Source organism: Bradyrhizobium sp. USDA 4461 (assembly GCF_054055655.1).
Map to the genome: position 1 here is coordinate 310,468 of NZ_JBSRXM010000001.1, position 25,909 is coordinate 336,376.

25 protein-coding genes are annotated in these 25,909 nt (G+C 64.6%); 8 read left to right on the forward strand and 17 right to left on the reverse strand.

The window, feature by feature from the left end; translation table 11 throughout:
• Positions 1 to 29: 29 nt before the first annotated feature.
• A complete protein-coding gene (locus tag ACVINW_RS01535; protein ID WP_456749666.1) occupies positions 30 to 605 on the reverse strand; it encodes a hypothetical protein in 576 nt (191 codons plus the stop codon).
• A gap of 214 nt (positions 606 to 819) precedes the next feature.
• A complete protein-coding gene (locus ACVINW_RS01540) occupies positions 820 to 1,029 on the reverse strand; it encodes a DUF4170 domain-containing protein (RefSeq protein WP_016839740.1) in 210 nt (69 codons plus the stop codon).
• Positions 1,030 to 1,268: 239 nt separating this feature from the next.
• On the opposite strand from ACVINW_RS01540, the gene ACVINW_RS01545 reads away from it, so the two are divergent.
• Positions 1,269 to 2,711: a helix-turn-helix domain-containing protein gene (locus tag ACVINW_RS01545; protein ID WP_456749667.1), complete on the forward strand. Its 1,443-nt coding sequence runs from the start codon at positions 1,269 to 1,271 to the stop codon at positions 2,709 to 2,711.
• 36 nt (positions 2,712 to 2,747) lie between these two features.
• On the opposite strand, the gene ACVINW_RS01550 is transcribed toward ACVINW_RS01545, so the two are convergent.
• From ACVINW_RS01550 to ACVINW_RS01560, 3 genes are all read right to left on the reverse strand, one after another.
• On the reverse strand, positions 2,748 to 3,005 hold the full coding sequence (locus tag ACVINW_RS01550) for a high-potential iron-sulfur protein (RefSeq protein ID WP_456749668.1): 258 nt from the start codon (positions 3,003 to 3,005) through the stop codon (positions 2,748 to 2,750).
• Positions 3,006 to 3,446: 441 nt separating this feature from the next.
• A complete protein-coding gene (locus tag ACVINW_RS01555; RefSeq protein ID WP_456749669.1) occupies positions 3,447 to 3,608 on the reverse strand; it encodes a hypothetical protein in 162 nt (53 codons plus the stop codon).
• A gap of 353 nt (positions 3,609 to 3,961) precedes the next feature.
• A complete protein-coding gene (locus ACVINW_RS01560; RefSeq protein ID WP_456749670.1) occupies positions 3,962 to 4,297 on the reverse strand; it encodes a GYD domain-containing protein in 336 nt (111 codons plus the stop codon).
• A 340-nt stretch (positions 4,298 to 4,637) separates the two neighbouring features.
• Here ACVINW_RS01560 and ACVINW_RS01565 point away from each other — a divergent pair, with 340 nt between their 5' ends.
• Together ACVINW_RS01565 and ACVINW_RS01570 are read left to right on the forward strand one after the other, a co-directional pair.
• Positions 4,638 to 5,588 carry an aldo/keto reductase gene (locus tag ACVINW_RS01565; RefSeq protein WP_456749671.1) on the forward strand — a complete coding sequence of 317 codons (951 nt, stop codon included), beginning with the start codon at positions 4,638 to 4,640 and terminating at the stop codon, positions 5,586 to 5,588.
• Between the two features lie 144 nt (positions 5,589 to 5,732).
• On the forward strand, positions 5,733 to 7,409 hold the full coding sequence (locus ACVINW_RS01570) for a carbamoyltransferase family protein (protein WP_456749672.1): 1,677 nt from the start codon (positions 5,733 to 5,735) through the stop codon (positions 7,407 to 7,409).
• Between the two features lie 28 nt (positions 7,410 to 7,437).
• Here the strand turns inward: ACVINW_RS01570 and htpX are convergent, their stop codons facing one another.
• Complete coding sequence (gene htpX, locus ACVINW_RS01575; RefSeq protein WP_456749673.1) at positions 7,438 to 8,373, reverse strand: zinc metalloprotease HtpX; 936 nt, start codon at positions 8,371 to 8,373, stop codon at positions 7,438 to 7,440.
• Between the two features lie 238 nt (positions 8,374 to 8,611).
• Positions 8,612 to 10,267: an ATP-binding protein gene (locus tag ACVINW_RS01580; RefSeq protein WP_456749674.1), complete on the reverse strand. Its 1,656-nt coding sequence runs from the start codon at positions 10,265 to 10,267 to the stop codon at positions 8,612 to 8,614.
• A 212-nt stretch (positions 10,268 to 10,479) separates the two neighbouring features.
• Between ACVINW_RS01580 and ACVINW_RS01585 the strand changes: the two genes are divergently transcribed.
• The 5 genes from ACVINW_RS01585 (at position 10,480) to ACVINW_RS01605 (ending at position 16,041) form a co-directional block, all read left to right on the forward strand.
• Complete coding sequence (locus ACVINW_RS01585) at positions 10,480 to 11,802, forward strand: lytic murein transglycosylase (protein WP_456756269.1); 1,323 nt, start codon at positions 10,480 to 10,482, stop codon at positions 11,800 to 11,802.
• A gap of 345 nt (positions 11,803 to 12,147) precedes the next feature.
• On the forward strand, positions 12,148 to 12,651 hold the full coding sequence (locus ACVINW_RS01590; RefSeq protein ID WP_456749675.1) for a DUF1993 domain-containing protein: 504 nt from the start codon (positions 12,148 to 12,150) through the stop codon (positions 12,649 to 12,651).
• Positions 12,652 to 12,873: 222 nt separating this feature from the next.
• Positions 12,874 to 13,734: an SDR family NAD(P)-dependent oxidoreductase gene (locus tag ACVINW_RS01595; protein ID WP_456749676.1), complete on the forward strand. Its 861-nt coding sequence runs from the start codon at positions 12,874 to 12,876 to the stop codon at positions 13,732 to 13,734.
• An 87-nt stretch (positions 13,735 to 13,821) separates the two neighbouring features.
• Positions 13,822 to 14,925: an alkene reductase gene (locus ACVINW_RS01600; RefSeq protein ID WP_456749677.1), complete on the forward strand. Its 1,104-nt coding sequence runs from the start codon at positions 13,822 to 13,824 to the stop codon at positions 14,923 to 14,925.
• A 303-nt stretch (positions 14,926 to 15,228) separates the two neighbouring features.
• The gene (locus ACVINW_RS01605; RefSeq protein WP_456749678.1) at positions 15,229 to 16,041 is read left to right on the forward strand and encodes a tetratricopeptide repeat protein; all 813 of its coding nucleotides are present in this window, start codon (positions 15,229 to 15,231) and stop codon (positions 16,039 to 16,041) included.
• A 79-nt stretch (positions 16,042 to 16,120) separates the two neighbouring features.
• On the opposite strand, the gene ACVINW_RS01610 is transcribed toward ACVINW_RS01605, so the two are convergent.
• From ACVINW_RS01610 to ACVINW_RS01655, 10 genes are all read right to left on the reverse strand, one after another.
• Positions 16,121 to 16,840, reverse strand: a complete 720-nt coding sequence (locus ACVINW_RS01610) for a hypothetical protein (protein WP_456749679.1) — start codon at positions 16,838 to 16,840, stop codon at positions 16,121 to 16,123.
• 184 nt (positions 16,841 to 17,024) lie between these two features.
• Complete coding sequence (locus ACVINW_RS01615) at positions 17,025 to 18,791, reverse strand: ABC transporter substrate-binding protein (RefSeq protein WP_456749680.1); 1,767 nt, start codon at positions 18,789 to 18,791, stop codon at positions 17,025 to 17,027.
• Positions 18,792 to 18,876: 85 nt separating this feature from the next.
• Positions 18,877 to 19,203 (reverse strand): DUF2160 domain-containing protein, encoded by a 327-nt coding sequence (locus ACVINW_RS01620; protein ID WP_456749681.1) that lies wholly within the window; start codon positions 19,201 to 19,203, stop codon positions 18,877 to 18,879.
• Positions 19,204 to 19,269: 66 nt separating this feature from the next.
• Positions 19,270 to 20,076: a carbohydrate ABC transporter permease gene (locus ACVINW_RS01625; protein ID WP_456749682.1), complete on the reverse strand. Its 807-nt coding sequence runs from the start codon at positions 20,074 to 20,076 to the stop codon at positions 19,270 to 19,272.
• Positions 20,076 to 20,978: a carbohydrate ABC transporter permease gene (locus ACVINW_RS01630; protein ID WP_456749683.1), complete on the reverse strand. Its 903-nt coding sequence runs from the start codon at positions 20,976 to 20,978 to the stop codon at positions 20,076 to 20,078. Before ACVINW_RS01630 ends, ACVINW_RS01625 begins: the two co-directional genes overlap by 1 nt.
• Complete coding sequence (locus ACVINW_RS01635) at positions 20,978 to 22,063, reverse strand: ABC transporter ATP-binding protein (protein ID WP_456749684.1); 1,086 nt, start codon at positions 22,061 to 22,063, stop codon at positions 20,978 to 20,980. Before ACVINW_RS01635 ends, ACVINW_RS01630 begins: the two co-directional genes overlap by 1 nt.
• A gap of 12 nt (positions 22,064 to 22,075) precedes the next feature.
• On the reverse strand, positions 22,076 to 23,164 hold the full coding sequence (locus tag ACVINW_RS01640) for an ABC transporter ATP-binding protein (RefSeq protein ID WP_456749685.1): 1,089 nt from the start codon (positions 23,162 to 23,164) through the stop codon (positions 22,076 to 22,078).
• Positions 23,161 to 24,705 carry a glycerol-3-phosphate dehydrogenase gene (gene glpD / locus ACVINW_RS01645; protein ID WP_456749686.1) on the reverse strand — a complete coding sequence of 515 codons (1,545 nt, stop codon included), beginning with the start codon at positions 24,703 to 24,705 and terminating at the stop codon, positions 23,161 to 23,163. The genes ACVINW_RS01640 and glpD overlap by 4 nt, the downstream gene beginning before the upstream one ends.
• Positions 24,600 to 24,836, reverse strand: a complete 237-nt coding sequence (locus ACVINW_RS01650) for a hypothetical protein (RefSeq protein WP_456756600.1) — start codon at positions 24,834 to 24,836, stop codon at positions 24,600 to 24,602. Before ACVINW_RS01650 ends, glpD begins: the two co-directional genes overlap by 106 nt.
• 188 nt (positions 24,837 to 25,024) lie before the next feature.
• Positions 25,025 to 25,852: a DeoR/GlpR family DNA-binding transcription regulator gene (locus tag ACVINW_RS01655; RefSeq protein ID WP_456749687.1), complete on the reverse strand. Its 828-nt coding sequence runs from the start codon at positions 25,850 to 25,852 to the stop codon at positions 25,025 to 25,027.
• Positions 25,853 to 25,909: the final 57 nt, after the last annotated feature.

A 25,909-nucleotide genomic window follows, 5' to 3' on the forward strand; every position in this document is an offset into this window, starting at 1 on the left:
AACCGCTTCGCGCTTTTCCGGATCATGCTTCAGTAGTTCTGCAAGCTCGCCAGCAGCGCGAGACCGAACAGCGCGAGCGCGCCCAGGACGAAGCCGAGCACGAACGTGCCAATCCCGCCGCGACGCTTCGGCGGCGCCACCGGCATGGGCGGCGGCGCCGGCGGCTCGGCGAGCGGCAGCGGCGTTGCCACCATCGCATGCTCGCGCTCGATCATGCGGCGCGCGACATAGTCGGTGACCGCATCGACGATCGCAGCCACGTCGTGCGATTCGGCGAGCACGATGCGGCCAAAACGGGTGTCCTGCACGAAGCGGTAGATTCGCTTGTCGCGCCCCATCAGCACATGGGCGACGACGTCGATCCACAGCCGCGGCGTCTCGCCCTGGCTGATGCCGCGGTCGAACAGATCGACCTTCTCCGGCACCTGCGCGAACAGCGGATCGAGCGCATCGTTGAGGATCTCGAGCCGCGCCACCTCGGCATCGCGCAATTCGACGACGACGCCGGTGCGGTCGGCCGCCTCGATCCGCGCCCGCCGCAACGCCTCTCGCAGCGTCGGCCGCATCTCGCGCGCCTCGCTACCGGTGTTCTGCGGATCGGACATGCCTTGCGGCCTCGTGCTGACGGGGTTTCCCAAATCATTAACCTATCAGCAACCATGACGTCCGCAAAGGACGTTGGTTCCCAAGCACTTAGGCGGCGACTTATCCCCAGATCAAAAGCCCCTGGCAGTGTTCCAAAAACGGTCGACCCCACCCGGATGAACCGGATGGGGCCGCCGTCCTTGGACGTTTTCTTAGCTCTGGTGATTTTGGCCGTTACGCCGAAACCCGCGACGGCTCCTCGACGATGGAGAAGCGCACGCCGGCCTTGTGGCGGCTCTCTTCCGAAACTTCCTTCCAGCACTCTTCGGCTTCCTTGCGGGTCTTGAACGGACCGCGGACCTGAGCCGAGCCTTCGACGAGCTTGTGGAAGTTCATCGAGCCGAACTCGCCGCCGATCACCCAGAAATTGCTGCCCTTGCTCATCATCAGTCTCCTTCAAAAGTAAGGCTGCCTTGGCCCAGCCGCCTGAATTCTGATCCCCGCAGTATGCTCGCCATCGACATTCTTGACAGAGCATCGCGAAGTGCGTGTCGGGAGATAAACGCCAAAAGGCGAAGTTCGTATAGATGCCTTGTTTTTTATTGGTGATGTCATGTAACATCTGAACTTGTAATAAATGTCGATTTGTAAATGTTGTCACAACATAGGTCAGGAAGGCTGCCATGCCGGGCGAGTCCGGGAAGAAGCTGTTCGTCGGCCCGCGGTTCCGACGGATTCGCCAGCAATTGGGACTGTCGCAGACCCAGATCGCCGAGGGGCTCGGCATCTCGCCGTCCTACGTCAACCTGATCGAGCGCAACCAGCGCCCGGTAACGGCGCAGATCCTGTTGCGGCTGGCCGAGACCTACGACCTCGACCTGCGCGATCTTGCCACCGCCGACGAGGACCGCTTCTTCGCTGAGCTCAACGAGATCTTCTCCGATCCGCTGTTTCGCCAGATCGACCTGCCGAAGCAGGAGCTGCGCGACCTCGCCGAGCTCTGCCCCGGCGTGACGCACGCGTTGCAGCGGCTCTATGCCGCCTACACCGAGGCGCGCCGCGGCGAGACGCTGGTGGCGGCACAGATGGCCGACCGCGAGGGCTCGCAGTTCGACGCCAACCCGATCGAGCGGGTACGCGATTTGATCGAGGCCAACCGCAATTATTTTCCGGAGCTCGAGACCGCGGCGGAAACTCTGCGCGACGAGCTCAACGTGCCGACCGAAGGCCTGTTCACCGCCCTTGCCACGCGGCTGCGGGAAAAGCATTCGATCGTCTGCCGCGTGATGCCGGTCGACGTGATGCGCGAGACGCTGCGCCGTTTCGATCGGCATCGCCGGCAACTCTTGATCTCCGAGCTCGTCGACAGTTCCGGCCGCAGTTTCCAGCTTGCGCTGCAGATCGGCTTTGTCGAATGCGGCGCCGCGATCGACGCCATCGTCGGCCGCGCCGGCCCGCTCGACGACACCGCGCGCCGGCTCTACCGCATCACGCTCGCCAACTACTTCGCGGCGGCCGCGATGATGCCCTACCAGGCATTTCATTCCGCCGCCGAGGCACTGAGCTACGACGTCCATGTGCTGGCGCAGCGCTTCAATGCCGGCTTCGAGCAGGTCTGCCACCGCCTCACCACGCTGCAGCGGCCGAACGCGCGCGGCGTGCCGTTCTTCCTGCTGCGCGTCGACAATGCCGGCAACGTGTCGAAGCGGTTTTCCTCCGGCACCTTCCCGTTCTCCAAATTCGGCGGCACCTGCCCGCTCTGGAACGTGCATTCCACCTTCGACATGCCGGACCGCCTGCTCAGCCAGGTGATCGAACTGCCCGACGGCACACGCTATTTCTCGATCGCGCAGATGGTGCGCCGGCCGGTGGCGCCCTATCCGCAGCCGCAGCCGCGCTTTGCGATCGGGCTCGGCTGCGAGATCCGCCATGCGGCGAAGCTCGTCTATGCGACCGGCATGGACCTGGAAAAGATCGAGGGCACGCCGATCGGCGTCAACTGCCGGCTCTGTGAGCGTGAGAATTGCAGCCAGCGCGCCGAGCCGCCGATCACCCGCACCCTGATCCTCGACGAGACCACGCGGCGGGTGTCGTCGTTCGCGTTCTCGAATGCGCGGGAATTGTAGGCTCGTTTTCTTATCCCCCCTGGAGAGCAGGGTGTCTCAATCCACTGCGGCAAAGGCCTTGCACCAGCCGTCCTTGCTGATGACGCCTTCGACCACCTTGCAGCCATCAGGCGCGACGAACAGCGTGCACAGGCCGCAGGAGTAGATGCCGTTCGGCGTGTCCTGATACTCGGCCTGCGGTTTTGTCATCTTGTCGGAGGCGGAGGCAGTTCGCAGCAGAAGCGTCGCGGGAAATCCCGCGATTGCGGCGCCGATGAAAGTGCGGCGCGAGTGGACGGATTGTTGTTTGGCCATAGTGCTCACCCCGCGCGTCGTCCCTGCGAAAGCAGGGACCCATAACCACAGCGTTTCATTGTAAACGAGATCGTAGCCCCAGCGTCGCGCAACAACGCGCATTTGGGGTAATGGGTCTCCTGGCCTTCGCCAGGACGACAGCAGGGATGGTTCTCGGTTCAAGATCCTGCACACCACGGTGTCATCACCGCGAAAGCTGGTGACCCGCACCGTTCTCTCGTCATTCCGGGTCGCGCCTCTTGGCGCGAGCCCGGAATCCATTGAGCCACATCACTTGTCGCGAAATGGATTCCGTCTTGAGCGCGGCCCGGCGCCGGCGACAGGATCAGCAGGCCGAACGAGAGCACGAGCGTGCCCCGCAGGATGAGCATGGTTCTGGACAAGGGTTGACCGCGGACCGCAGGCTGACAACGACAGCGGGAATACTGACCGTTGCAGCAACTAGTCGGTCATTGTTGCAGGCATGTGACGCGCGCCGAGAATGCTGGCGGCACGGTGCGCGCGGGAGACGGTGCCGCTGATCTGCGACCGGTCGTCTTCCTGGAAGCGGACGTCATGGGCGGCGAGGAAGGATTTGGCGTGCGCGGCATCGACCGCCAGCACTTACCAGCAACGTCTATTCATACACCGCACTCCTTACTTCATTTCACGGAACGCGACAGATTTTTCCGGCGCAGGTCTCGTCATCGACCACGCGCGTTGCTCGCGGCCAGGATCTGTCGGCGGACCTGGCTTGCCGTACGAGGCGGCGGACGTCATGCAACGGCACAACCGGCCGGGGCTATGCGAGCCGGCACGCGCGCACGACATCCGCCTGAGCTACCGCCCATCCGTTGACGGCGCCCCGGATCAGTGGCGCGCAACGGCCCCCGTCTCCGCGCGGCACGCTGGACAGCGCCGCCGCGCGAGAGTGACAGCAGTCGTCAGATCACTTGCGGTTCTGATCGTCCGCCGTGTCAGCTGCCGGGCGGCGAGTAGACGCCCTTGAGCTTGCTTGCATGCTGACGCACCACCTTGATCTCATCCTGGGTGAAGAGCCGCACCAGCCGTACATTCTGCATCGCGCCGGCCGCCACGACCACGCCGCTGATCGCGGGTGCGAAGCTTGGATCCGGCACGTCGAAGATCACCATCACGCCGGGACCGTCGGCCGCCGTGCTGTACATCGAAATCAATTTGCCGCCGGCCGTCTCGATCAGCTTCTTCGCGGCCTCGTACCGGTTGGTCCCCGGGTTTTCCATGATGTTGTTGAGAGAACGCGGGGTGTATTCACCAGAGAAGCAGAAATGCATGGCAATTGCTCCATTTGGCTGGAATGGAAATGGCACTGACCCAGGCGCGGCCCAGGCAGAAGATTATTCGTACTGAAAATGAGACCATAAGGCCTGCCGATGGCCATTGACGCTGCCGCGCATTCTCCGGAATTCGGCGTGACCGGTGGCAGCTCGGCGGGCAATCTACATCAAACACCGTGCAAATGAAATCGCATTCCTGCGCGACGGACCATGCATGCCCGACGCGGCCCGGAGGGGCAGCGCGCCTGACCTGAGGCAGGGCCTCGGCGTCTTGCAAACAACGGCAATCTGCCGCAGTCTCGCGCGCCTCCCGTTGATAACAAGAGAAACAACACTCATGAAGCATCGTGCGCTCGGCCGTTCCGGCCTCACCGTCCCTCCCTTGTGCTTCGGCTGCAACGTGTTCGGCTGGACGGTGGACGAGGCCTCGTCGTTCCGGCTGCTCGACACCGTGCTGGATCAGGGGCTGACATTCCTGGATACGGCGAACGTGTATTCGCGCTGGGTGCCGGGCCACAGCGGCGGCGAGTCCGAGACCATCATCGGCAAATGGATGAAGACGCGCGGCAACCGCGACCGCGTCATCCTCGCCACCAAGGTCGGCATGGACATGGGCGGCGGCAATGTCGGGCTGAAGCCGGACTATATCGCGCGTGCGGTCGAGGACTCGCTGCGTCGGTTGCAGACCGATTTCATCGACCTCTACCAGTCGCATAAGGACGATGAGACGACGCCGCAGGAAGAGACGCTCGCGGCCTACGATAAACTGATCAAGGCCGGCAAGGTCAGGGCGATCGGCGCCTCGAACTTCTCGCCGGCGCGGCTTAAGGCGGCCCTCGATATCTCCAAGGCGAACGGACTGCCCCGCTACGAGAGCATGCAGCCCGAATACAGCCTGGCGGAACGGTCGAGCTACGAAGGCGCGCTGCAACAGGTTTGCGAAGACAACGACGTCGGCGTGATCACGTTCTTCTCGCTGGCCGCCGGATTCCTCACCGGCAAATATCGCTCGGAGGCCGACTTCACCAAGAGCCCGCGCGGCGCACGCAGCATTCCAAAATACATGAACCCGCGCGGCATGCGCATCCTGGCCGGCCTCGATGAGGTCGCCGCGGAAACCCGCGCCGAGCCTGCCGCGGTCGCGCTCGCCTGGCTGATGGCAAAACCCTCGATCACCGCGCCGATTGCCAGCGCGACCAGGCCCGAGCAGGTCGCAACGCTGGTCGCAGCGACCAGGCTCGAGTTGAGCAAGGTCCAGGTCGAACGGCTGGACGCTGCGAGCGCATAGCGCGTTTCGCGCGGATCGACTGCGGCTTTTGGCCTCCAATGCGCGGCCTCGATACCGCCTTACCATTCCGGACAGCTTGGGCCGTCTGCTCCGTTCCGATGTGATCGGAACGGAAGACGGCTCCAGGCGCAGGGGGAGACGCTGGTGAACATCCTCGGGATCAACTCGGTGTATCACGAGTCCGCCGCCGCGCTGCTGGTTGACGGCAGGCTCGTCGTGGCTGTCGAGGAAGAGCGGTTCAACCGCATCAAGCACGGCAAGCCGGCCGAGTTCGACAACCCGCATCAACTCCCCGAACGCGCGATCCGGTTCTGCCTGAACCACGCCGGACTCACCACGCGCGATATCGATCACGTCGCCTACTCGTTCGATCCCGCTCAGCGTCGCAAGCGATATCACGCCGAATGGTGGGATCCGCGACTGGAGGAGACCTTTCGGCTCCGGCTCGGTCAGGTGCCGGGCGCCATCGACGACCTGCTTGGACGCTCGCTGCGGCAGCGACTGCATTTCGTGCCCCATCACATGGCGCACGCTGCATCCGCCTACTTCCCGTCGGGCTTCGACCGCGCGGCGATCCTGACCATCGACGGAATCGGCGAGACCGCCGGCACCTCGCTGGCGAAGGCCACCGGCAGTCGCATCCAGACTGTCGAGACCTTCGAATATCCGCACTCGATCGGCTTCATCTGGGAGGTGTTCAGCGGCTATCTCGGCTTCTCGCATTACGACGCGTCGAAAGTCATGGGCCTGGCGGCCTACGGCGATCCGGAGGTCTATCGTCGGCAGTTCCAGTCGATCATGCGTTCCGACGAGGTGAATTACGGTGTGTCGCCGGCCTATCTCGGCAACAGCCCGGAGCGCTACGCGCGAATGGAAGCCGTGTTCGGCCCGGCGCGCTATGAAGACGGCGAAATCCTGCCGCGGCACGCCGACATGGCGGCGGCGTTGCAGGAGGCGACGGATGCCGCGGTCATCGCCGCCGTCCGGCGTCTCAAGCGCAGGGTGCCATCGGAGAATCTGTGCCTTGCCGGGGGCGTCGCGCTCAATTGCGTGACCAACGATCGGGTCAGGCGTTCCGGCGAATTCAAGAATGTGTTCATCCCGTCCGCGCCGCATGACGCGGGCACGGCGATCGGCGCTGCCTTTGCCGTGCATTGCGCGAAGCACAAGCGTCCACCCGAGCGCGGCAACGATACGCCGTATCTCGGCCCCGCATTCAAGCAGCGCGAGATTCTGGCAGCGGTCAAGTCGGCCGGGCTCAAGGCAACGCGCAGCAAATCTCCGGCGCGGGATGCCGCCGAGATGATCGCCGGCGGCAAGATCGTCGCCTGGTTCCAGGGCCGCATGGAGTTCGGACCACGCGCGCTGGGCAACCGCTCCCTGCTCGCCGACCCCAGGCGGCCGGACATGCGCGACATCCTCAATCAGAAGGTCAAGCACCGGGAGGATTTCCGGCCGTTCGCGCCGAGCGTGCTGGCCGAGCACGCCGAGGAATGGTTCGAGATCGGCGCGCCGACGGCCAGTCATGCATTCATGCTGTTTGCATGTCCCGTCAAGTCGGATCGGCGCGATCTGATCCCGGCGGTCGTGCATCGCGACGGCAGCGCCCGGGTCCAGATCGTCAGCCGCAGATCAAATCCGCGCTTTCACGAACTGATCTCCTGCTTCCATGCCAAGACCGGTGTGCCGCTTGTCGTCAACACGTCCTTCAATGACAGCGAGCCGATCGTCTGCACCCCCATGGATGCGATCGTCACGTTCCGCAAGTCCGGCATCGACGCGCTGGTCATGGACGACGTGGTGCTGACGGCAAAAGCGTGACCTCGCCCGCATCTGCGGCGCCGGGAGCTTAACCCCAAGGTCCGCGTGGGCTTGATGAGCCCTGTGATCCGCTCCACGGGCTGCGCGGCGGAGTGCCGGCCGGACGCGGCGCGGTCTGGGTGCCGAGCTCGGCGGCGAGTTGCTGGAGCGCGGCGATGCGGTTCGCGGTCGAGGGATGGGTGGCGAACAGATTGTCGACGCCGTGGCCCGACAGCGGGTTGATGATGAACATGTGCGCGGTGGCCGGATTGCGCTCGGCCTCCATGTTCGGCACCCGATGCGAAGCGTTCTCGATCTTGGCGAGCGCGGACGCCAGCCACATCGGCTGGCCGACGATGCGCGCGCCGTAATTGTCGGCGGCATATTCGCGGGTGCGGCTGATCGCCATCTGCACCAGCATGGCGCCAAGCGGCGCCAGGATCATCATCGCGATCGAGCCGATGATGCCGGGGCCGTTGTTGTTGCGGTTGCCGCCGAAGAACATGCCGAACTGCGCCAGCATCGAGATCGCACCGGCGATCGTCGCCGTGATCGTCATGGTCAGCGTGTCGTGGTGCTTGATATGCGCGAGCTCGTGCGCGATCACGCCGGCGAGCTCCTCGCGGCTGAGCTGCTGCATCAATCCTGACGTGACGGCAACCGCCGCATTCTCCGGATTGCGGCCGGTCGCGAACGCATTGGGCTGCGCCTCATCCATCACGAACACGCGCGGCATCGGCAGGCCGGCGCGCTGCGCGAGCTCAGCGACAAGGTTATAGAGCTCAGGCGCCGAGCGCGCATCGACCTGATGGGCACCGTACATCGACAGCACCATGCGATCGGAATTCCAGTAAGCGAACAGATTTGTCGCAGCCGCGACGATCAGCGCGATCACGGCGCCGGTGCCACCGCCGATCAGATAGCCGACCCCCATGAACAGGGCGGTGAGGCCGGCAAGCAGGAGCGCGGTACGAAAATAGTTCATCGTGGTTCCCTGACGGCAGGCGGAATGCTGCCACAATCGACGTCGTTGAGGTAGGGATTTTGCCGCTGACGTCGCAAGGGGAAACGCGTGCGTCGCAGCGACGCGGCGCGGATTAACGATTGGTCATCCTACAGGTAGTCGACTGTAGCCCGGATGGAGCGTAGCGAAATCCGGGGTAATCCCACCGCGGAGTAGATCCCGGATTGCGCTTCGCTTCATCCGGGCTACGGCATCGTGCCTACTCCGCCGGCTCCTGCTGCGGGAGCGCGGTTTCCTCCTCGCGCAGCGCAAACCGCAGCATGCGCGCGAGCTGGGCGCGGCTGTAGGGCTTGGCCAGGAACAGGATGCCCTGCTCCAGCTTACCGTCCTGGTCGATGGCGTCATCGGTGTAGCCCGACGTGAACAGCACGCGCAGGCCGGGGCGGCGCTTCTGCGCCTCGATGGCGAGATCGCGCCCGTTCATCGCGCCGGGCATGATGACGTCGGTGAACAACAGATCGATCGGCGCGCCGCTGTCGAGCACGGCGAGCGCTTCAGAGCCGTTGTTGGCCGACAGCGCCGAATAGCCGAGGCTCTCGATCTGCGTCAGCACGTAGGAGCGCACCAGTCTGTCATCCTCGACGACAAGGACGATCTCCTGCGCGCCGCGCACGTCCGGCTGCCGCCGCTCGGGCACCGCGGCCGGCGAGACCGCCGCTGCGCGCGGCAGATAGAGCATCACCCTGGTGCCGCGACCGACCTCGCTGTCGAGCGTGATGTGGCCGTTGGACTGCTTGACGAAGCCGTAGACCATGCTGAGCCCGAGACCGGTGCCCTTGCCGACATCCTTGGTGGTGAAGAACGGCTCGAACACCTTTGCCAGATCGGCCTCCGCGATGCCCTGGCCGTTGTCGATCAGCGCGATTGCGACATAGTCGCCGGCGGCGAGCCCGTCATGGCCGTGCACGTCCGAAGGCTTCAACTCGGCGATGCGGGTCTCGATCCGGAGCCGGCCGCCCTTCGGCATCGCATCGCGGGCGTTCAGCGCCAAATTGATGATCGCGGTGACGAGCTGGTTGGAATCGACCAGCGCGCGCGGCAGATTGGGCACAGGGTGGAAATCGATGTCGACATGGTCGCCGATGGTCGGGCGCAGCAGCTCGATGGTGTCGACCATCAGCGCGTTGACATCGACGTCGCTCGGTTGCAGCGGCTGCTTGCGGGCGAACGCCAGCAGATGCCGCGTCAGCGAGGCGCCGCGATCGGCGGCGTCGCGGATCAAGCCGGTGATCTCGGTCAGCTGCCGGTTGTGGGTCACCGCATCGGACAGGATGTCGATGGTGCCGGTGATGACCGTGAGGATGTTGTTGAAGTCGTGCGCGATGCCGCCGGTGAGCTGGCCGACCGCTTCCATTTTCTGCGCCTGGCGGATCTTGCTCTCATTGGCCTCGGCCTCGCGGAACCGCTCGAGCAGGAATTCCGAACGCTGGCGCTGCCGTCCTTCCTCGGCGAGCGCGACATGCGCCTCGCGCAGCTGCGCCTCGCTCGGGATCGCCAGGATCTTCGGGATCAGCGGCCACAGCAGCACCGCGGTGAAGATCGAGGCGACCGCGGTCAGCGCCTTGAGCAGCCCCTCGAGGCCGTAGATCGGCACCCACAGCGTGTAGATCGAGAACACGTGGGTGAGGCCGCAGGCGAGGATGAAGGTGGCGAACGGCCAGGCCATCCAGCCGAACTGGAAATCGCGCCGCTTGGAAACCAGGATCGCCAGCGCAAACGGGATCGAGAAATAGGAAGCGGCAATCAGTGCGTCTGAAATCACATGGAGCCAGATCAGTTCCGGCTCCCACAACAGGCAGATGCCGTGTGGCGAAAATGTCGACGAATCCAACAGACGCTCGAGAAAACTCCACATGGGTCCCTCCGGGCGTGATCGATCCGCCGACACCCCTGCCCGCGAATCACTTGGCCGATCATAGCGGCGGCCAATCAACCTGCCGAAGCCCAATTGGTCTAACAGGCCCTCCCCCGTTGTTGCCCGGTATCGCCCTGGTGTATGCAGTTTGGGCCATTTCCCTTCCCCAGCCGGTGACATCGATGCCAGCATCTCCCCTCCGCGCCCCGATCATGTTTGCAGCGATCGCAGGCGCGCTGGCGCTCTCCCAGCTGGCCTTGGCACAGCAGCCGCTGCCCAATCCCGCAGGCGCCGCCCCGGTTCGGGCGCGCCCGGCCGCGGTGGCTTCGCCGCGGGCCGCGTCCTGCCACAACGGACAGAGCTTTGATCGCTTCCTTGCCGAGCTGAAGCAGAAGGCGGTCGCCGCCGGCGTGTCGCAGCGTACGATCGCGGAGGCCGCGCCCTACCTCGTCTACGACCAGGGTATCGTCAACCGCGACCGCGGCCAGCGCGTGTTCGGGCAGATCTTCACCCAGTTCGCCGGCCGCATGGCCGCGAACTACCGCATGCAGCAGGGCCAGCAATACATCCGAACCTACGCGGCCGCCTTCGCGCGCGCCGAGAAGGAGTACGGCGTGCCGCCGGCGGTGATCGCCGCGTTCTGGGGACTGGAGAGCGATTTCGGCGCCCAGATGGGCAATCTGCCGACGCTGAAATCGCTGGTGTCGCTGGCCTATGACTGCCGCCGCTCGGAGATGTTCCAGGGCGAGACCATCGCGGCGCTGAAGATCATCGAGCGCGGCGATCTCTCGCCCGACGAGATGATCGGCTCCTGGGCCGGCGAGCTCGGCCAGACGCAATTCCTGCCGACGCATTATTTCAACTATGCCGTCGACTATGACGGCGACGGCCATCGCAATTTGTTGCAGAGCGGGCCCGACGTGATCGGCTCGACCGCGAACTACATCGCCAACGGATTGAAGTGGCGGCGCGGCGAGCCGTGGCTGCAGGAGGTGCGCGTGCCGCAGGCCGCGAATTTCGCGAACTTCCCCTGGGACCAGGCCGACCTCACCATCAAGCTGCCGCGCTCGAAATGGGTCGCGCTCGGCGTCACCTTGAGCGACGGCAAGCCGCTCGCCAATGACGAGTTGCCGGCCTCGCTGCTGCTGCCGATGGGCCGGATGGGCCCCGCGTTCCTCGCCTACCCGAACTTCGCCGCCTACACCGAATGGAATAACTCGCTGATCTATTCGACCACCGCCGGCTATCTCGCCGGCCGCATCGCCGGCGCGCCGCCAATGCAGCGGCCGCACGCCCCGGTCGCGCAATTGCCGTTTGGCGAGATCAAGGAGCTGCAAGGGTTGTTGGCGCGCGCCGGCTATGACGTCGGCAAGATCGACGGCGTGCTCGGCCAGGCGAGCCGCAGCGCGGTGAAAGCGATGCAAATGAAATACGGCCTGCCCGCGGACTCCTGGCCGACCGCGGAGCTCTTGGCGCGGATGCGCGGCGGCGGCCGCACGCAGCCGGCCGCGGATGCGACGGTGCCGACGCGGTAGGTTCACTGCCTGTGGCCCGGACGGAGCGAAAGCGAAATCCGGGAGGACAACCAACGCGACTCCCGGATTGCGGTGCGCTCCATCCGGGCTACGCAGACTCTTGATCCGTCACCCTGAGGACCGCGAAGCGCGTCTCGAAGGGTCGACGGCCACCAGCTGGGCCGTGCATCCGTCGAGACGCGCTTCGCGATCCTCAGGATGACGGGACTGAGAGGGCGCGCCGCCGCAGGAAATATTTGACCAACTGTTACAGCCTCCTGCAGTTGTATTTTTCCCTTTGCCGCCCCATCTGCAGCATCGCCATTCGGTCACATCCGGATTTTCATCAGACCCAGGGAGCATCACATGTCCTTTTATGACGCCGTCGTCCCCGCCTATTTGCAGATCCTCAACAGCCTCACCGGCGAGCTGACCAAGGCGGAGGCGCATTGCGAGGCCAGGAAGATCGCGCCCGAGGTGCTGCTGGGATCGCGGCTCTATCCGGACATGCTGCCGCTGACCAAGCAGATCCAGCTGGTCTGCGACCATGCCTCCAGGGGTTGCGCGCGGCTGACCCACAGCACGGTGCCGTCGACGCCCGACACCGAGACGACCTTCGGCGACCTCAAGCAGCGGCTCGCCAACACGATCACCTATGTGAAGTCGTTCAAGCCCGAGCAGTTCGAAGGCGGCGAAGCCAAGGACGTCACCTTTCCGATCGGCGCTGAACGCACCATGACCTTGAAGGGCCAGCAATTCCTCAACGCCTTCTCGTTCCCGAACTTCTACTTCCACGCCGTCACCGCGCACGGCATCCTGCGCCACAACGGCGTCGAGATCGGCAAGCGCGACTTCCTTGGCGTGAGCTGACGCGCGCTTAGCGCGTCATTCCGGGGCGATGCGCAGCATCGAACCCGGAATCCAGAGGTTATGCGGCTCGAGATTCCGGGTTCTCGCTTCGCGAGCCCCGGAATGACGAGTGGCAACTCATATTCCCCGCCGCGGGATTTCCTGCTTCGGCGCCACACTTCGCCTCGCATACCCTGCCGTGCTACTGCTCCCTGACAACAACAAGACGTCAGGGAGCACGCCATGTCGACCACAACCCACGCACCGAAAGCCGTCGATCCCTCAGCCTCGCTGCACGCGGAAGCGCTGGGGCTCGCGAAAAATCACGGCCGCCTCGCCGGCCGGCGCATCATCGTGGTCGGTGCCGGACAGCGCACGACCGTCGACGCCGAACCGCCGATCGGCAACGGGCGTGCAATGAGCGTCCTGTTCGCGCGCGAGGGCGCGTCGGTTGCCTGCCTCGACGTCAACAAGGAGGCTGCCGACAACACCGTCGCGCAGATCACCAGGGAGGGCGGCAAGGCCTTCACCGATGTCGTCGATGTCTCCGATGTCGCGGCGATCGCGCCCGCTGTCGAACGCTGCGCGCAGAAGCTCGGCGGGCTCGACGGGTTGGTGCTCAATGTCGGCATCTCCTCCGGCCTGTCGCTGCCCAAGATGACGGCAGAAGCCTGGGACCGCGACTATGCCGTCAACGTCCGCAGCCACATGCTGTTCGCGCAAAAGGCACTGGAAGTGATGGCGCCGGGCGGCGCGATTATCCTGATCTCCTCGATGGCGAGCCAGCGCGCCGGCGGCCGCAACCCGGCCTATGAATCCTCCAAGGCGGCGCAGATCGCGCTCGGCCGGGCGATCGCACGGGCCGGCGAGGACAAGGGCATTCGCTGCAACGTGATCGCGCCCGGCTTCATGGATACGCCGATGGGCCGCGACGCCAGCCGCCGGCGGTCGGACCGTGCCGTGACAGTGCCATTCGGCCGCCAGGGCACTGGATGGGAGGTCGCCTATACTGCGCTGTTCCTGATTTCGAATGAATCTTCCTACGTGAACGCGCATACCCTGTTCCTCGACGCCGGTCACATGGGCGGAATCGTGCGTGGTTAGCCCGCACGGCACGCATGGCCCAGCCATTGCGCTTCTCGCCGCAATGCACAAGTCTGCTCCATCCGTCACTTCCTGGAACATTTCCTCATGAGCCAATCGACCAAACTTCTCGAGCCGTTCAAGCTTGGCCCCGTAACCTTGTCGAACCGCCTGGTGATGGCGCCCTTGACGCGCAACCGCGCGCCGGCACCGAGCTTCGCGCCGGGTCCGCTCGCGGTGGAGTATTACGGCCAGCGCGCCTCCGCCGGCCTGCTGATCACCGAAGCGAGCCAGGTCTCGCAGCAGGGCCAGGGCTATCAGGACACGCCCGGCATCTATTCGAAGGAGCAGGTCGAGGGTTGGCGCAAGGTCACCGATCGCGTGCACGAGCGTGGCGGCCACATCTACATCCAGCTCTGGCATGTCGGCCGCATCTCGCATGTCGCGCTGCAGCCGAACGGCGGCGCACCGGTGGCGCCGAGCGCGATCCGCGCCAAGACCAAGACCTTCGTCAACGGCACCTTCGCCGACGTCTCCGAGCCGCGCGCGCTCGAGCTGTCGGAAATCCCCGGCATCATTGACGATTTCAAGCGTGCCACGGCGAACGCGATCGCCGCCGGCTTCGACGGCGTCGAGATCCATGGCGCCAACGGTTATCTGCTCGACCAGTTCGCCAAGGACGGCACCAACAAGCGCACCGATGCCTATGGCGGTTCGATCGAGAACCGCGCCAGGCTGATGCTGGAAGTGTCCAGGGCGGTTGTCGGCGAAGCCGGCGCCGACCGCACCGGCATCCGCATCTCGCCGGTGACGCCGGCCAACGACGTCTCCGACAGCAACCCGCAGCCGCTGTTCGATCACATCGTCGACCAGCTCAACGCGCTGAAGCTGACCTATATCCATGTCATCGAAGGCGCCACCGGCGGCCCGCGCGACAACGCCCCGTTCGACTACGCCTCGCTGCGCAAGCGCTTCAAGCAGGCCTATATCGCCAACAACGGCTACGACTTCGCGCTGGCCGAGAAGGTGCTGGAGGCCGGTGCGGCCGACCTGATCGCATTCGGCAAGCCGTTCATCTCCAACCCCGACCTGGTCGAGCGGCTGAAGGCCGGCGCCCCGCTCAACGAGTGGGACAAGGCGACCTTCTACGGCGGCGGCGCCAAGGGCTACACGGATTACCCGACGCTGAAGGCGACGGAGGCTGCGGAGTAAACAAGTCCACTCTCTCCATATCGTCATTCCGGGCTGCGCCGCCAGGCGCAGACCCGGAATCCATTGATCCGCATGACTCGCGTCAAGATGGATTCCGGGTTCGCGCTTTGCGCGCCCCGGAATGACGAAAGAGGGTGTAGGCATGGCGAACGAAAAAGGGCGGGACCGCTCCCGGCCTTTTTGCGTTGCGCGCCCTCGGATTTCTAAGCATCGACGGCCTCGTCGCGCGGTAAGCGCTGGCCATGATCTCCGGCGCCGCATAGCATGGTGCGTCTCGATAGCATGACACGGTCACATGCGGGAATGAACAAGGACGCCGCCGAGGATATCGTTCGACGCGCCACCGCTGCATTCAATAGCGGCCGGCACGACGAGGCGATCGCGCTGTGCGAGGGCGGCCTTGCGCGGCAGCCCGGCGAGCCGATGCTGAGCCATCTGCTGGCCGCCGTGCTGTTCACCAAAGGCGAGCTCGCACCGGCGCGCAGGCATGTCGCGGCGAGCCTGGCAACGCGGCCCGACAATGCCGCGGCGCAGCTGCTCGCCGCCCGCCTCGCCCGCAGCGACGGCGAATTCGATGCCGCCCTGGCCCATCTCGACCGCGCCATCGCGCTCAAGCCGCAGCGCGATGCGTTCGTCGAGAAGGCGCGCACGCTGGAGCTTGCCGGCCGCAAGGCGCAGGCGCGCGAGGCCTGGGCGGCGATCGTCAAGGCCATCCCCGAGCATCAGGAAGCCAATGCGCGGCTCGGCCGGCTGGCCTGGGAGGATGGTGACCTGCCGGCGGCGGTGAGCCTGCTCGAGCGAGCGACCACAGGCGCGGCGCCGGCCTCGGTGTGGTTCGATCTCGGTGTGGCCAGGCAGGATTTGCGCGACCATGACGGCGCTGCACAGGCCTATCGCAGGGCGATCGAGATCAGGCCGGACTACGCCGAAGCGGCACTCAATCTCGGGATCGCATTGCAGGAGGGCGGCGAGCCCGACGCCGCGATGCAGGCCTTCGCGCGCGCCTATGGCTTGCGTCCGCAGCTGTTCGGATCGATCGCGATGGCACTGACCTCGGCCCCGCACGGCCGGCTGTGGCTCGACGAGCGCGCGCTGCGTGCGGCGCTAAGTAACTAAAGCATGATCCGGAAAAGTGTGAAGCGGTTTTCCGAAAAGATCATGCTCAACAAAGGGCTAAAGCGCGATGACGATTCAACTAAATCTCATCGCGCTTTAGTTTCCCGCGCTTGGCGCGGAAATGCTTGCGGTAGACATTGGGTGCGGCCAGCACCTCGCCGAGAACCTTCGAATAGGCTTCGCGATGCGCGTCGTCGAACGGCTCGAACAGGAGTTCGGGGGCCTGACGCGGCACCGCGAAGCATTGCACGACCGGCGTGCCCTTCGGCAGCACACCGGAAAAATCGGGCTCACTCCACACCGCCGGGAAATTGATCCCGCCGTCGTGAAACCGGTCGGCGTCGACCAGCCCCGAGATCACGCGGAACGGCAGGTCGTCGCGATTGATCGGATGGGTCGCGAACAGCGACCAGCCCGGCTCGAGCTCGATGGTCCAGAAGCTGTTGAACTTCAGCGCGGCCTGCCCGTTGGCAAACGGCGCGACGGCAAACTGCGCGACGGGATGGAAGCTGAGCGGCGCACGCGGATGGCCCGGTGTTGCGGGCTCGGGAATGTCCCAGTCCCATGCGAACGTGCCGCACTCGACCCTGACATCGCAGGGCAGCGGGATCATCACGCCATGGGCCATCGCATCAACGAAGGGCGGACATTGCTTGACCGTGCGGATCTCGCGGTCGTGGATCTCCGAATGCGCCTTCGCCGGCATCGCGCGCAGCCAGTCCGGCAATGCAGTGCGGGCCGGGTAAGGCCGTGGCAGGTGATCGGCAAGCCGCGGATCGCAGCGAAAAATCATGCGCATGGCGAAACTCCCGGGATCATGATGCGGCGACGGGAGACGCATGATGATCTCATCGCGTCATTTGAGCACAATCGAGAGCCGGCCTCCACTCTCCTTGCCTCGGATGCCGGACAGCAAAAAAGGCCGGGATTGCTCCCGGCCTTTCGCAGTCTTCGGATGGCGTGGGCTGGTACGCCTTGCCGACTTACTTCGCTTCGGCGCGCTTGGGCGGCGAGGCCGGCCACGACTTGATCAGCGTGTCGTAGTCGACCGTCTCACCCTTCGGCTTTTCGTTGGCAAGCTTGCGCTGCGGCGCGATGTTGCCGTCCTTTGCCGACTTGGCGAACCAGTACTCGGCTGTTTCCTTCTTGTTCAGCTTCGGTCCGCAGGCACCCTGCACACCGGACTTCTCAAGACGTTCCATCACCGAATCCTGGGCCGCGGCGAGCGCGTCCATCGCAGCCTGCGGTGTCTTCGCACCGGACGACGCATCGCCGATGTTCTGCCACCACAGCTGCGCCAGCTTCGGATAGTCGGGCACGTTGTTGCCGGTCGGGGTCCACTGCACGCGCGCGGGCGAGCGGTAGAACTCGATCAGGCCGCCGAGCTTCGGCGCACGCTCGGTGAACGACTTGTCCCAGATGTCGGATTCACGGATGAAGGTGAGACCGACATGGCTCTTCTTCAGGCTCGTCGTCTTGGAGACGATGAACTGCAGATAGAGCCAGGCCGCCTTGCGGCGGTCGACCGGGGTCGACTTCAGGAGCGTGGCCGAACCAACGTCCTGGTAGCCGAGCTTCATGCCTTCCTTCCAGTACGAGCCGTGCGGCGACGGGGCCATACGCCACTTCGGCGTACCGTCCGCGTTCATCACGGGCAGGCCGGGCTTCACCATGTCGGCGGTGAAGGCGGTGTACCAGAAGATCTGCTGGGCGATGTTGCCCTGCGAGGGCACCGGGCCCGACTCGGAGAAGGTCATGCCCTGCGCCTGCGGCGGAGCATACTTCTTCATCCAGTCGAGATACTTGACGATCGAATAGACCGACGCCGGGCCGTTGACGTCGCCGCCACGCTCGACCGACGAGCCGACCGGACGGCAGCCTTCCATGCGGATGCCCCATTCGTCGACCGGCAGGCCGTTCGGAAGACCCTTGTCGCCGTTGCCGGCCATCGACAGCCAGGCGTCGGTGAAACGCCAGCCGAGCGAGGGATCCTTCTTGCCGTAGTCCATGTGGCCATAGACGCGGACGCCGTTGATTTCCTTGACGTCGTTGGTGAAGAACTCGGCGATGTCCTCATAGGCCGACCAGTTCACGGGAACGCCGAGATCGTAGCCGTACTTGGCCTTGAACTTGGCCTTGTAGTCCGGGTTGGTGAACCAGTCGTAGCGGAACCAATAGAGGTTCGCGAACTGCTGGTCGGGCAGCTGGTAGAGGTGACCATTCGGTGCCGTGGTGAACGACTTGCCGATGAAGTCGTCGACGTCGAGCATCGGATCGGTGACGTCCTTGGCTTCGCCCTTCATCCATTCGGTCAGGTCGACGGCCTGGCCATAGCGGAAGTGGGTGCCGATGAAGTCGGAGTCGTTGATCCAGCCGTCATAGACGTTCTTGCCGGACTGCATCTGGGTCTGGATCTTCTCGACGACGTCACCTTCCTGGATGATGTCGTGCTTGACCTTGATGCCGGTGATCTCCTCGAACGCCTTGGCGAGCGTGCGGGATTCGTACTCGTGGGTGGTCAGGGTTTCGGAGACGACGTTGATCTCCATGCCCTTGAAGGGGGCAGCGGCCTTGATGAACCACTGCATCTCCTTCATCTGGTCGTCCTTGGAGAGGGTCGACGGCTGAAATTCGCTGTCGATCCACTTCTTGGCGGCCGCCTCGTCGGCGCGGGCCGGCGCGACAAGAGTGACCGATGCTGCGACGAGCGCGACCGCGCTGGTCATCGTCAAAAGCTTTTCTTTAGTCATTCGTAAATGTCGCATTAGATTCCTCCGGTTGCAGCGACTAAATCCAGGCCCGGGTAGACCCCGGATCTGCTCTTTTTCGCGTTCTTCAGACGGTGCGAAAGATCACCACGGCTGAAAGAAGCGAAATTACCGTTCCGAGCCACAGGCTCGAAATCTCGACGCCCTCGCCAATCGGCAGGCTGAAAATCGGATCGGTGCCGACCAGGCCGATCCACACCAGGTGGATGACGGCGGCGAGCACCAGCGAGACGAACAGGCGATCGCCACGCGTGGTCGGAATCCGCAGCACGCCGACCCGCTCCGCCTCGGGATAGGCGATCGCAAGCCAGGTCATCATTCCGAGCGTGCAGGCAAGCAGCACGAAGAAGATAGCGGTGGGCCAGGTCCATGCCATCCATGCGATGCTGTCCATGATCTTACTCCTTGCGCATGATCCGGTCCGAAAACCGGCTTCCACTTTTCGGGATCATGCGCCCTCCTAGACCCGGCCGAGCGCGAAGCCGCGCGCGATGTAGTTGCGGACGAACCAGATCACGAGTGCGCCTGGGATGATGGTGAGCACGCCGGCCGCGGCAAGCAGGCCCCAGTCCATGCCGGCGGCCGACACCGTCCGCGTCATGACAGCGGAGATCGGCTTGGCGGCAACCGACGTCAGCGTGCGCGCCAGCAGCAGCTCGACCCAGGAGAACATGAAGCAGAAGAACGCGGCGACGCCGATGCCGCTCGCGATCAGCGGCACCAGGATCTTGACGAAGAAGCGCGGAAACGAATAGCCGTCGAGGAAGGCGGTCTCGTCGATCTCGCGCGGCACGCCGGAGACGAAGCCTTCGAGGATCCACACCGCCAGCGGCACGTTGAAGATGCAGTGCGCCAGCGCCACCGCCCACGGCGTATCGAACAGGCCGATCGCCGAATAGAGGTTGAAGAACGGCAGCGCATAGACCGCCGCCGGCGCCATGCGGTTGGACAGCAGCCAGAAGAACAGGTGCTTGTCGCCGAGGAAGCGGTAGCGCGAGAATGCATAGGCCGCCGGCAACGCCACCGCGATCGAGATCACGGTGTTGATGACGACATATTCCAGCGAATTGATGTAGCCGGAATACCAGCTCTCGTCGGTGAAGATTCGCTTGTAGTGCTGCAGCGTCGGCGCATGCGGCCACAGCGTCATCGACGAGATGATCTCGGCGTTGGTCTTGAAGCTCATGTTGACGAGCCAGTAGATCGGCAACAGCAGGAAGATCAGGAACAGCGCCATGATCAGGCGGCGGCCGGGGATCGAATGCATCACGCCGCTCCTCCCTTGACCGGTCGCTCGGCGCCGGCATTGGTCATCACGGTGTAGAACACCCAGCACACGATCAGGATGATCAGATTGTAGACCAGCGACAGCGCAGCCGCCTTGCCGAGGTCGAACTGGCCGAGCGCGATCTTGACGAGTTCGATCGAGATGAAGGTCGTCGAGTTGCCGGGACCGCCGCCGGTGACCACGAACGGCTCGGTGTAGATCATGAAACTATCCATGAAGCGCAGCAGCACCGCGATCAAGAGCACGCGGTTCATCTTGGGCAGCTGGATCGCCTTGAACACCGCCCAGCGCGACGCGCCGTCGATCTGCGCCGCCTGGTAATAGGCGTCGGGGATCGACTTCAGGCCCGCGTAGCAGAGCAGCGCGACAAGGCTGGTCCAGTGCCAGACGTCCATCACGATGACCGTGACCCAGGCATCGACCTCATTGGAGACGTAGTTGTAGTTGAACCCGAGATGGTTCAGCACATAGCCGAGCAGGCCGATATCGGGCCGGCCGAAGATCTGCCAGATGGTGCCGACCACGTTCCACGGAATCAGAAGCGGCAGCGCGAGGATGACGAGGCAGGCTGCGACGCTCCAGCCCTCGCGCGGCATCGACAGCGCGACGACGATGCCGAGCGGCACCTCGATCGCGAGGATCACGGCGGAGAAGAACAGGTTGCGGCCGAGCGAAGCCAGGAAGCGACCGCCGAGATCGGTCGAGGGATCGAGCAGCTCCTTGAACCAGCCGACGCCGTTCCAGAAGAACTGGTTGTTGCCGAAGGTATCCTGCATCGAATAGTTCACGACCGTCATCAGCGGCAGCACCGCCGAGAACGCGACCACCAGGAACACCGGCAGCACCAGGAACCAGGCTTTTTGGTTGATGGTCTTGTCCATCAGGCGACCCCTTCCACCAAATGGCTGTCGGCATAGACGTGGACGTAAGCGGGATTGAAGATCAGGCCGGCGGTATCTCCGGAGACCGAGAAGCCCGGCGGCACGCGCGCCGCGAGTTTGGTGTTGCCGACGCGGACACGGGCAAACTGGATCCGGCCGAGATCGTCGATCCGCTCGATCTTCGCCGACAGCAGCCCCGATGCGGGCGCTGCGACATCGACGAATTCCGGCCGCACGCCGATCTCGATCTTCGCAGCCTTCGGCAGCACACCATAGTTGCGATGCAGGCCGATGACATGGCCGTCGATCCGCGCCTCGTGGCCCGAGACCTCGGCGGGTACGATGTTCATGCCGGGCGAGCCGATGAAGTACCCGACGAAAGTGTGCTCCGGCTTGTCGAACAATTCGGCCGGCGTACCGCTCTGCACCACGCGGCCGTCATGCATGACGACCACGGTATCGGCGAAGGTCAGCGCTTCGGTCTGGTCGTGGGTGACGTAGATCATCGTGAGGTCGAGCTCGCGATGCAGCGCCTTCAGTTTCGAGCGCAGCTGCCATTTCAGCTCGGGATCGATCACCGTCAGCGGCTCGTCGAACAAGACGGCGGCGACGTCGGAACGCACCAGGCCGCGGCCGAGCGAGATCTTCTGCTTGGCGTCGGCGGTGAGCCGCGTCGCCTTGCGGTTCAGATAGGGCGTGAGATCGAGCAGGTCGGCGATCTGCTTGACCCGCGCATCGACCTCGGCCCTGGCAACGCCGCGGTTCTTCAGCGGGAAGGCCAGGTTCTCGCCCACCGTCATGGTGTCGTAGATGACCGGGAACTGGAACACCTGCGCGATATTGCGCTTCTGCGTCGACAGCGGCGTGATGTCACGGCCGTCGAACAGGATCTTGCCGCGCGACGGCGTCACGATGCCGGAAATCAGATTGAGCAGCGTGGTCTTGCCGCAGCCGGACGGCCCGAGCAGCGCGTAGGCGCCGCCCTGCCGCCAGGTCATGGTGACCGGCTTCAACGCGAAGGATTCCAGCGGCGCGTCATTGCCGTTGTAGGACTGCGCGAGATCGACGAGGTCAATGCGGGCCATGAAGCATCTCCCTCACTTCGAGAAATTGGTTGCGGGTGAAGCGACGAGGCGATCGGCCGCGTCGAACACGAAGATGTCGTCGGGATCGAGCGCGGCGTCGAGCACCTGCCCGGGTTCATATTCATGCACGCCGTGCAGCACCGCGACCCAGTTCGAGCCATGGACATGGACGTGTACGAAGCTCTCCGAGCCGGTGATCTCGGTCACCGTCACGGTGGCAGCGAATTTATGGCGGCCGGCCGCGGCGCTGCCGACCTCGAGCTGGTGCGCGCGGAAACCGGTCCGGTAGGTGCCGTCAGGCAGACCGGCATAGAGCCCGGTCGCGGGCGCCTGCTCGCCGCCGGCATAGATCACGAGGTCACCCCTCTTCTCGATGCCGATGACATTGAGCGGCGGATCGGAGAACACCTGCGCGACGCGCAGCGTGTCGGGATGGCGGTAGACCTTCGGCGTCGCGCCGGTCTGCAGCGCCTGGCCTTCCCACATGCAGACCGTGTCGCCGCCGAGCAGCAGCGCTTCCGACGGTTCGGTGGTGGCATAGACGAAGATCGCGCCCGACGCCTCGAAGATCCGCGGCAGCTCGGCGCGCAGCTCCTCGCGCAGCTTGTAATCGAGATTGGCGAGCGGCTCGTCGAGCAGCACGAGGTCGGCGCCCTTGACCAGCGCGCGCGCGATCGCGGTACGCTGCTGCTGGCCGCCGGAGAGTTGCAGCGGCGTGCGCTTCAGGAACGGCTCGAGCCGCAGCAGGGCGGCCGCTTCCGCAACCCGCCTCTCGATCTCGACCTTCGGCTTGCCCTGTACGCGCAACGGCGAAGCGATGTTCTCATAGACCGTCAGCGAGGGATAGTTGATGAACTGCTGATAGACCATCGCGACCGAGCGCTGCCGCACGTCGGCGCCGGTGACATCCTTGCCGTCGACCAGCACGCGGCCGGAGGCCGGCTTGTCGAGGCCGGCGAGCAGCCGCATGATCGAGGTCTTGCCCGACAGCGTCGGCCCGAGCAGCACACTGAGCGTGCCACGCTCCAGCGTCAGCGACACATCGCGGATGGTCGGAACGCCATCCACGGTTCGCGTGACGTTCTGCAGTGCAACGCTCATACCCGTCCTCCCGCTTCGCGGAGGGGACGTTCACCGGACACGCGGTTGGCGGCCATCCACTCGTCGAGCGCGGCGATTTCACCCGCCGTCATCCGCAAGCCCAGCTTGGATCGTCGCCAGACGACATCTTCCGCAGTCCGAGCCCATTCGTTCGCCATCAGGTACCGGACTTCACCCTCCGTCAAGGTGGCGCCGAAGGATCGGCCGAGATCTTCGGCCGATGCTGCGTTGCCCAACACCTTGCTGGCACGCGTGCCGTAGGCATGCGCGAGACGATTGGCGTGCGGCTGCGCGAGGAACGGATAGGTGCGAACCAGTTCGGCGCTCAGCGCGGCGACCGCCGACACGTCCATGTCGCCGCCGGGCAGCGGCGCCTTGCCGGTCCATCCCTCCTGCGCCTTTGTGCCGCGGAGATAGGGCGACAGCCGCTGCAGCGCCTCTTCGGAGAGGCGGCGATAGGTCGTGATCTTGCCGCCATAGATCGAGAGCAGCGGCGCGCCACCGGGCGTATCGAGCTCGAACACATAGTCGCGGGTTGCGGCCTTGGCCTCGCTCGCGCCATCGTCATAGAGCGGACGCACGCCGGAGTAGTTCCAGACCACGTCCTCGGGCTTCACCGGCTTGGCGAGATACTCGCTGGCGGAGGCGCAGAGGTACTCGATCTCCTCCTGCGTCGCCTTCACCTTGGCCGGATCGCCGTCATAGTCGCGATCGGTGGTGCCGATCAGCGAGAAATCGTTCTGATAGGGGATCACGAAGATGATGCGGCCGTCGGCGTTCTGGAAGATGTAGGCGCGGTCGTGATCGTAGAGCTTGGGCACCACGATGTGCGATCCCTGCACCAGCCGCACCTTGGCGCGCGCATTGACGCCGACGCCTGACGCCAGCACCTGTTCGACCCAGGGACCGCCGGCATTGACCAGCACGCGGGCCTTGATCGTCTCGCGCGAACCGTTGGTCGTATCCTCGACCGTGACGTGCCAGATGCCGTCGACCTGCCTGATTTCGACCGCGCGGGTGCGGGTGCGGATCTCGGCGCCGCGATCGGCGGCATCGCGCGCGGTCAGCGCCACCAGTCGCGCGTCGTCGACGAAGCAGTCGGAATATTCGAAACCCTTGGTGTAGCGGCCCGGGATCAGCGGCTTGCCGACCACGTCGCGCGCAAGGTCCACCGAGCGCGTCGCCGGCAGCAGATGCCGGCCGCCGATATGATCGTAGAGAAACAGGCCGAGCCGCAGCAGCCAGGCCGGACGCAGGCCGGCGTGGTGCGGCAAGACGAAACGCAGCGGACGAATGATGTGGGGCGCGATCTGCCAGAGGATCTCGCGCTCGATCAGCGCCTCGCGCACCAAACGAAACTCGTAATATTCGAGATAGCGCAGACCGCCATGCACGAGCTTGGTCGACCAGGACGAAGTCCCGCTGGCCAAGTCATTCATTTCACAAAGGAAAACGGAGTTACCCCGGCCCGCCGCATCGCGCGCGATGCCGCAGCCATTAACGCCGCCTCCGATGATGGCGAGGTCGTAAATTCGATCCAAAGAACGCTTCCCCCGGCAACCGTTTTCGCTTTGACGGTTTTACTTTCGAATTGAAGTAGATCACAACCAAAAACGAAAGCAAAGCGAAAATGGGGAACTTGAGCTGGGGATTTTTTAGGCGGGGTGATCATCGTGGGGCAGGGTCCAGAGTCTCTCGCCGTCATGCGCCAAGACTTACCTGACCCATCACCCTGAAGAGCCGCGCAGCGGCGTCTCGAAGGGTGCACGGCCCCGCTGGTGCCGTCGACCCTTCGAGACGCGCTATGGCTCCTCAGGGTGACGGGTCTGATGGCAAAAACTTCGATCAGAGAGTTTGGAGCTACGCGCTGCGCAGCGTCGCCGGTGCCGCGTCTGCGTTGTCGTCGATATCGACGGCCGGCTTGTCCATCGCGACGACCACCTCGATACCGCGGCTGTGACAGATGTTGGCGAGGCCTGCGGGGAGCGGCGAATCGGTGACGAAGGTCTGGATCTGGCTCATATGCGCGATGCGCACCGGCGCGCTGCGGCGGAGCTTGGTCGCATCCGACACCAGCATGACGTTGCGCGCATTGGCGATGATCGCCTGCGCGACCTGCACCTCGCGATAGTCGAAGTCGAGCAGCGCGCCCTCCTCGTCGATCGCCGATGCGCCGATGATGGCGTAGTCGACCTTGAACTGGCCGATCAGCTGCGTCGCGGTGGAGCCGACCACGGCACCGTCGGCGCGGCGCACCGTGCCGCCGGCCACCACCACCTCGATACGCGGATGGCGATAGAGCAGCATCGCGACATTGAGGTTGTTGGTGATGACGAGCAGGTCCTCATGCGAGGTCAGCGCGCTGGCGACCTCTTCCGTCGTGGTGCCGATATTGATGAACAGCGAGCAGCCGTTCGGAATCCGCGCCGCCGCGGCGGCGCCGATCGCCTTCTTCTCCTCGGCGGCGACGAAGCGGCGCGCCTCATAGGCGAGGTTCTCGACACCGGAGGCGATGATCGCGCCGCCATGGATTCGGGTCAGCGACCGCTCGTCGCAGAGATCGTTGAGGTCCTTGCGGATGGTCTGAGCCGACACCTCGAATCGCTTGGCGAGGTCTTCGACCATGACCCGGCCAAAAGCACGCGCGATGTTGAGGATTTCAGTCTGGCGGTGGGAGAGTCCGGCCACGGCGGCCCCCTTGAAACGGCGACTCGCCCATGGTGCGACCGTTCGGCGCGGAGGTCA

Coding starts and splice junctions, on each gene's coding strand:
- ACVINW_RS01640 (WP_456749685.1), bottom strand. CDS start 23,164: ATGAGCGTTGCACTGCAGAACGTCACGCGAACCGTGGATGGCGTTCCG.
- ACVINW_RS01590 (WP_456749675.1), top strand. CDS start 12,148: ATGTCCTTTTATGACGCCGTCGTCCCCGCCTATTTGCAGATCCTCAAC.
- ACVINW_RS01605 (WP_456749678.1), top strand. CDS start 15,229: ATGAACAAGGACGCCGCCGAGGATATCGTTCGACGCGCCACCGCTGCA.
- ACVINW_RS01545 (WP_456749667.1), top strand. CDS start 1,269: ATGCCGGGCGAGTCCGGGAAGAAGCTGTTCGTCGGCCCGCGGTTCCGA.
- ACVINW_RS01635 (WP_456749684.1), bottom strand. CDS start 22,063: ATGGCCCGCATTGACCTCGTCGATCTCGCGCAGTCCTACAACGGCAAT.
- ACVINW_RS01650 (WP_456756600.1), bottom strand. CDS start 24,836: ATGATCACCCCGCCTAAAAAATCCCCAGCTCAAGTTCCCCATTTTCGC.
- ACVINW_RS01550 (WP_456749668.1), bottom strand. CDS start 3,005: ATGGCCAAACAACAATCCGTCCACTCGCGCCGCACTTTCATCGGCGCC.
- ACVINW_RS01600 (WP_456749677.1), top strand. CDS start 13,822: ATGAGCCAATCGACCAAACTTCTCGAGCCGTTCAAGCTTGGCCCCGTA.
- ACVINW_RS01610 (WP_456749679.1), bottom strand. CDS start 16,840: ATGCGCATGATTTTTCGCTGCGATCCGCGGCTTGCCGATCACCTGCCA.
- ACVINW_RS01565 (WP_456749671.1), top strand. CDS start 4,638: ATGAAGCATCGTGCGCTCGGCCGTTCCGGCCTCACCGTCCCTCCCTTG.
- ACVINW_RS01585 (WP_456756269.1), top strand. CDS start 10,480: ATGTTTGCAGCGATCGCAGGCGCGCTGGCGCTCTCCCAGCTGGCCTTG.
- ACVINW_RS01625 (WP_456749682.1), bottom strand. CDS start 20,076: ATGCATTCGATCCCCGGCCGCCGCCTGATCATGGCGCTGTTCCTGATC.
- htpX (WP_456749673.1), bottom strand. CDS start 8,373: ATGAACTATTTTCGTACCGCGCTCCTGCTTGCCGGCCTCACCGCCCTG.
- ACVINW_RS01620 (WP_456749681.1), bottom strand. CDS start 19,203: ATGGACAGCATCGCATGGATGGCATGGACCTGGCCCACCGCTATCTTC.
- ACVINW_RS01580 (WP_456749674.1), bottom strand. CDS start 10,267: ATGTGGAGTTTTCTCGAGCGTCTGTTGGATTCGTCGACATTTTCGCCA.
- ACVINW_RS01595 (WP_456749676.1), top strand. CDS start 12,874: ATGTCGACCACAACCCACGCACCGAAAGCCGTCGATCCCTCAGCCTCG.
- ACVINW_RS01535 (WP_456749666.1), bottom strand. CDS start 605: ATGTCCGATCCGCAGAACACCGGTAGCGAGGCGCGCGAGATGCGGCCG.
- ACVINW_RS01630 (WP_456749683.1), bottom strand. CDS start 20,978: ATGGACAAGACCATCAACCAAAAAGCCTGGTTCCTGGTGCTGCCGGTG.
- ACVINW_RS01615 (WP_456749680.1), bottom strand. CDS start 18,791: ATGACTAAAGAAAAGCTTTTGACGATGACCAGCGCGGTCGCGCTCGTC.
- ACVINW_RS01540 (WP_016839740.1), bottom strand. CDS start 1,029: ATGAGCAAGGGCAGCAATTTCTGGGTGATCGGCGGCGAGTTCGGCTCG.
- ACVINW_RS01560 (WP_456749670.1), bottom strand. CDS start 4,297: ATGCATTTCTGCTTCTCTGGTGAATACACCCCGCGTTCTCTCAACAAC.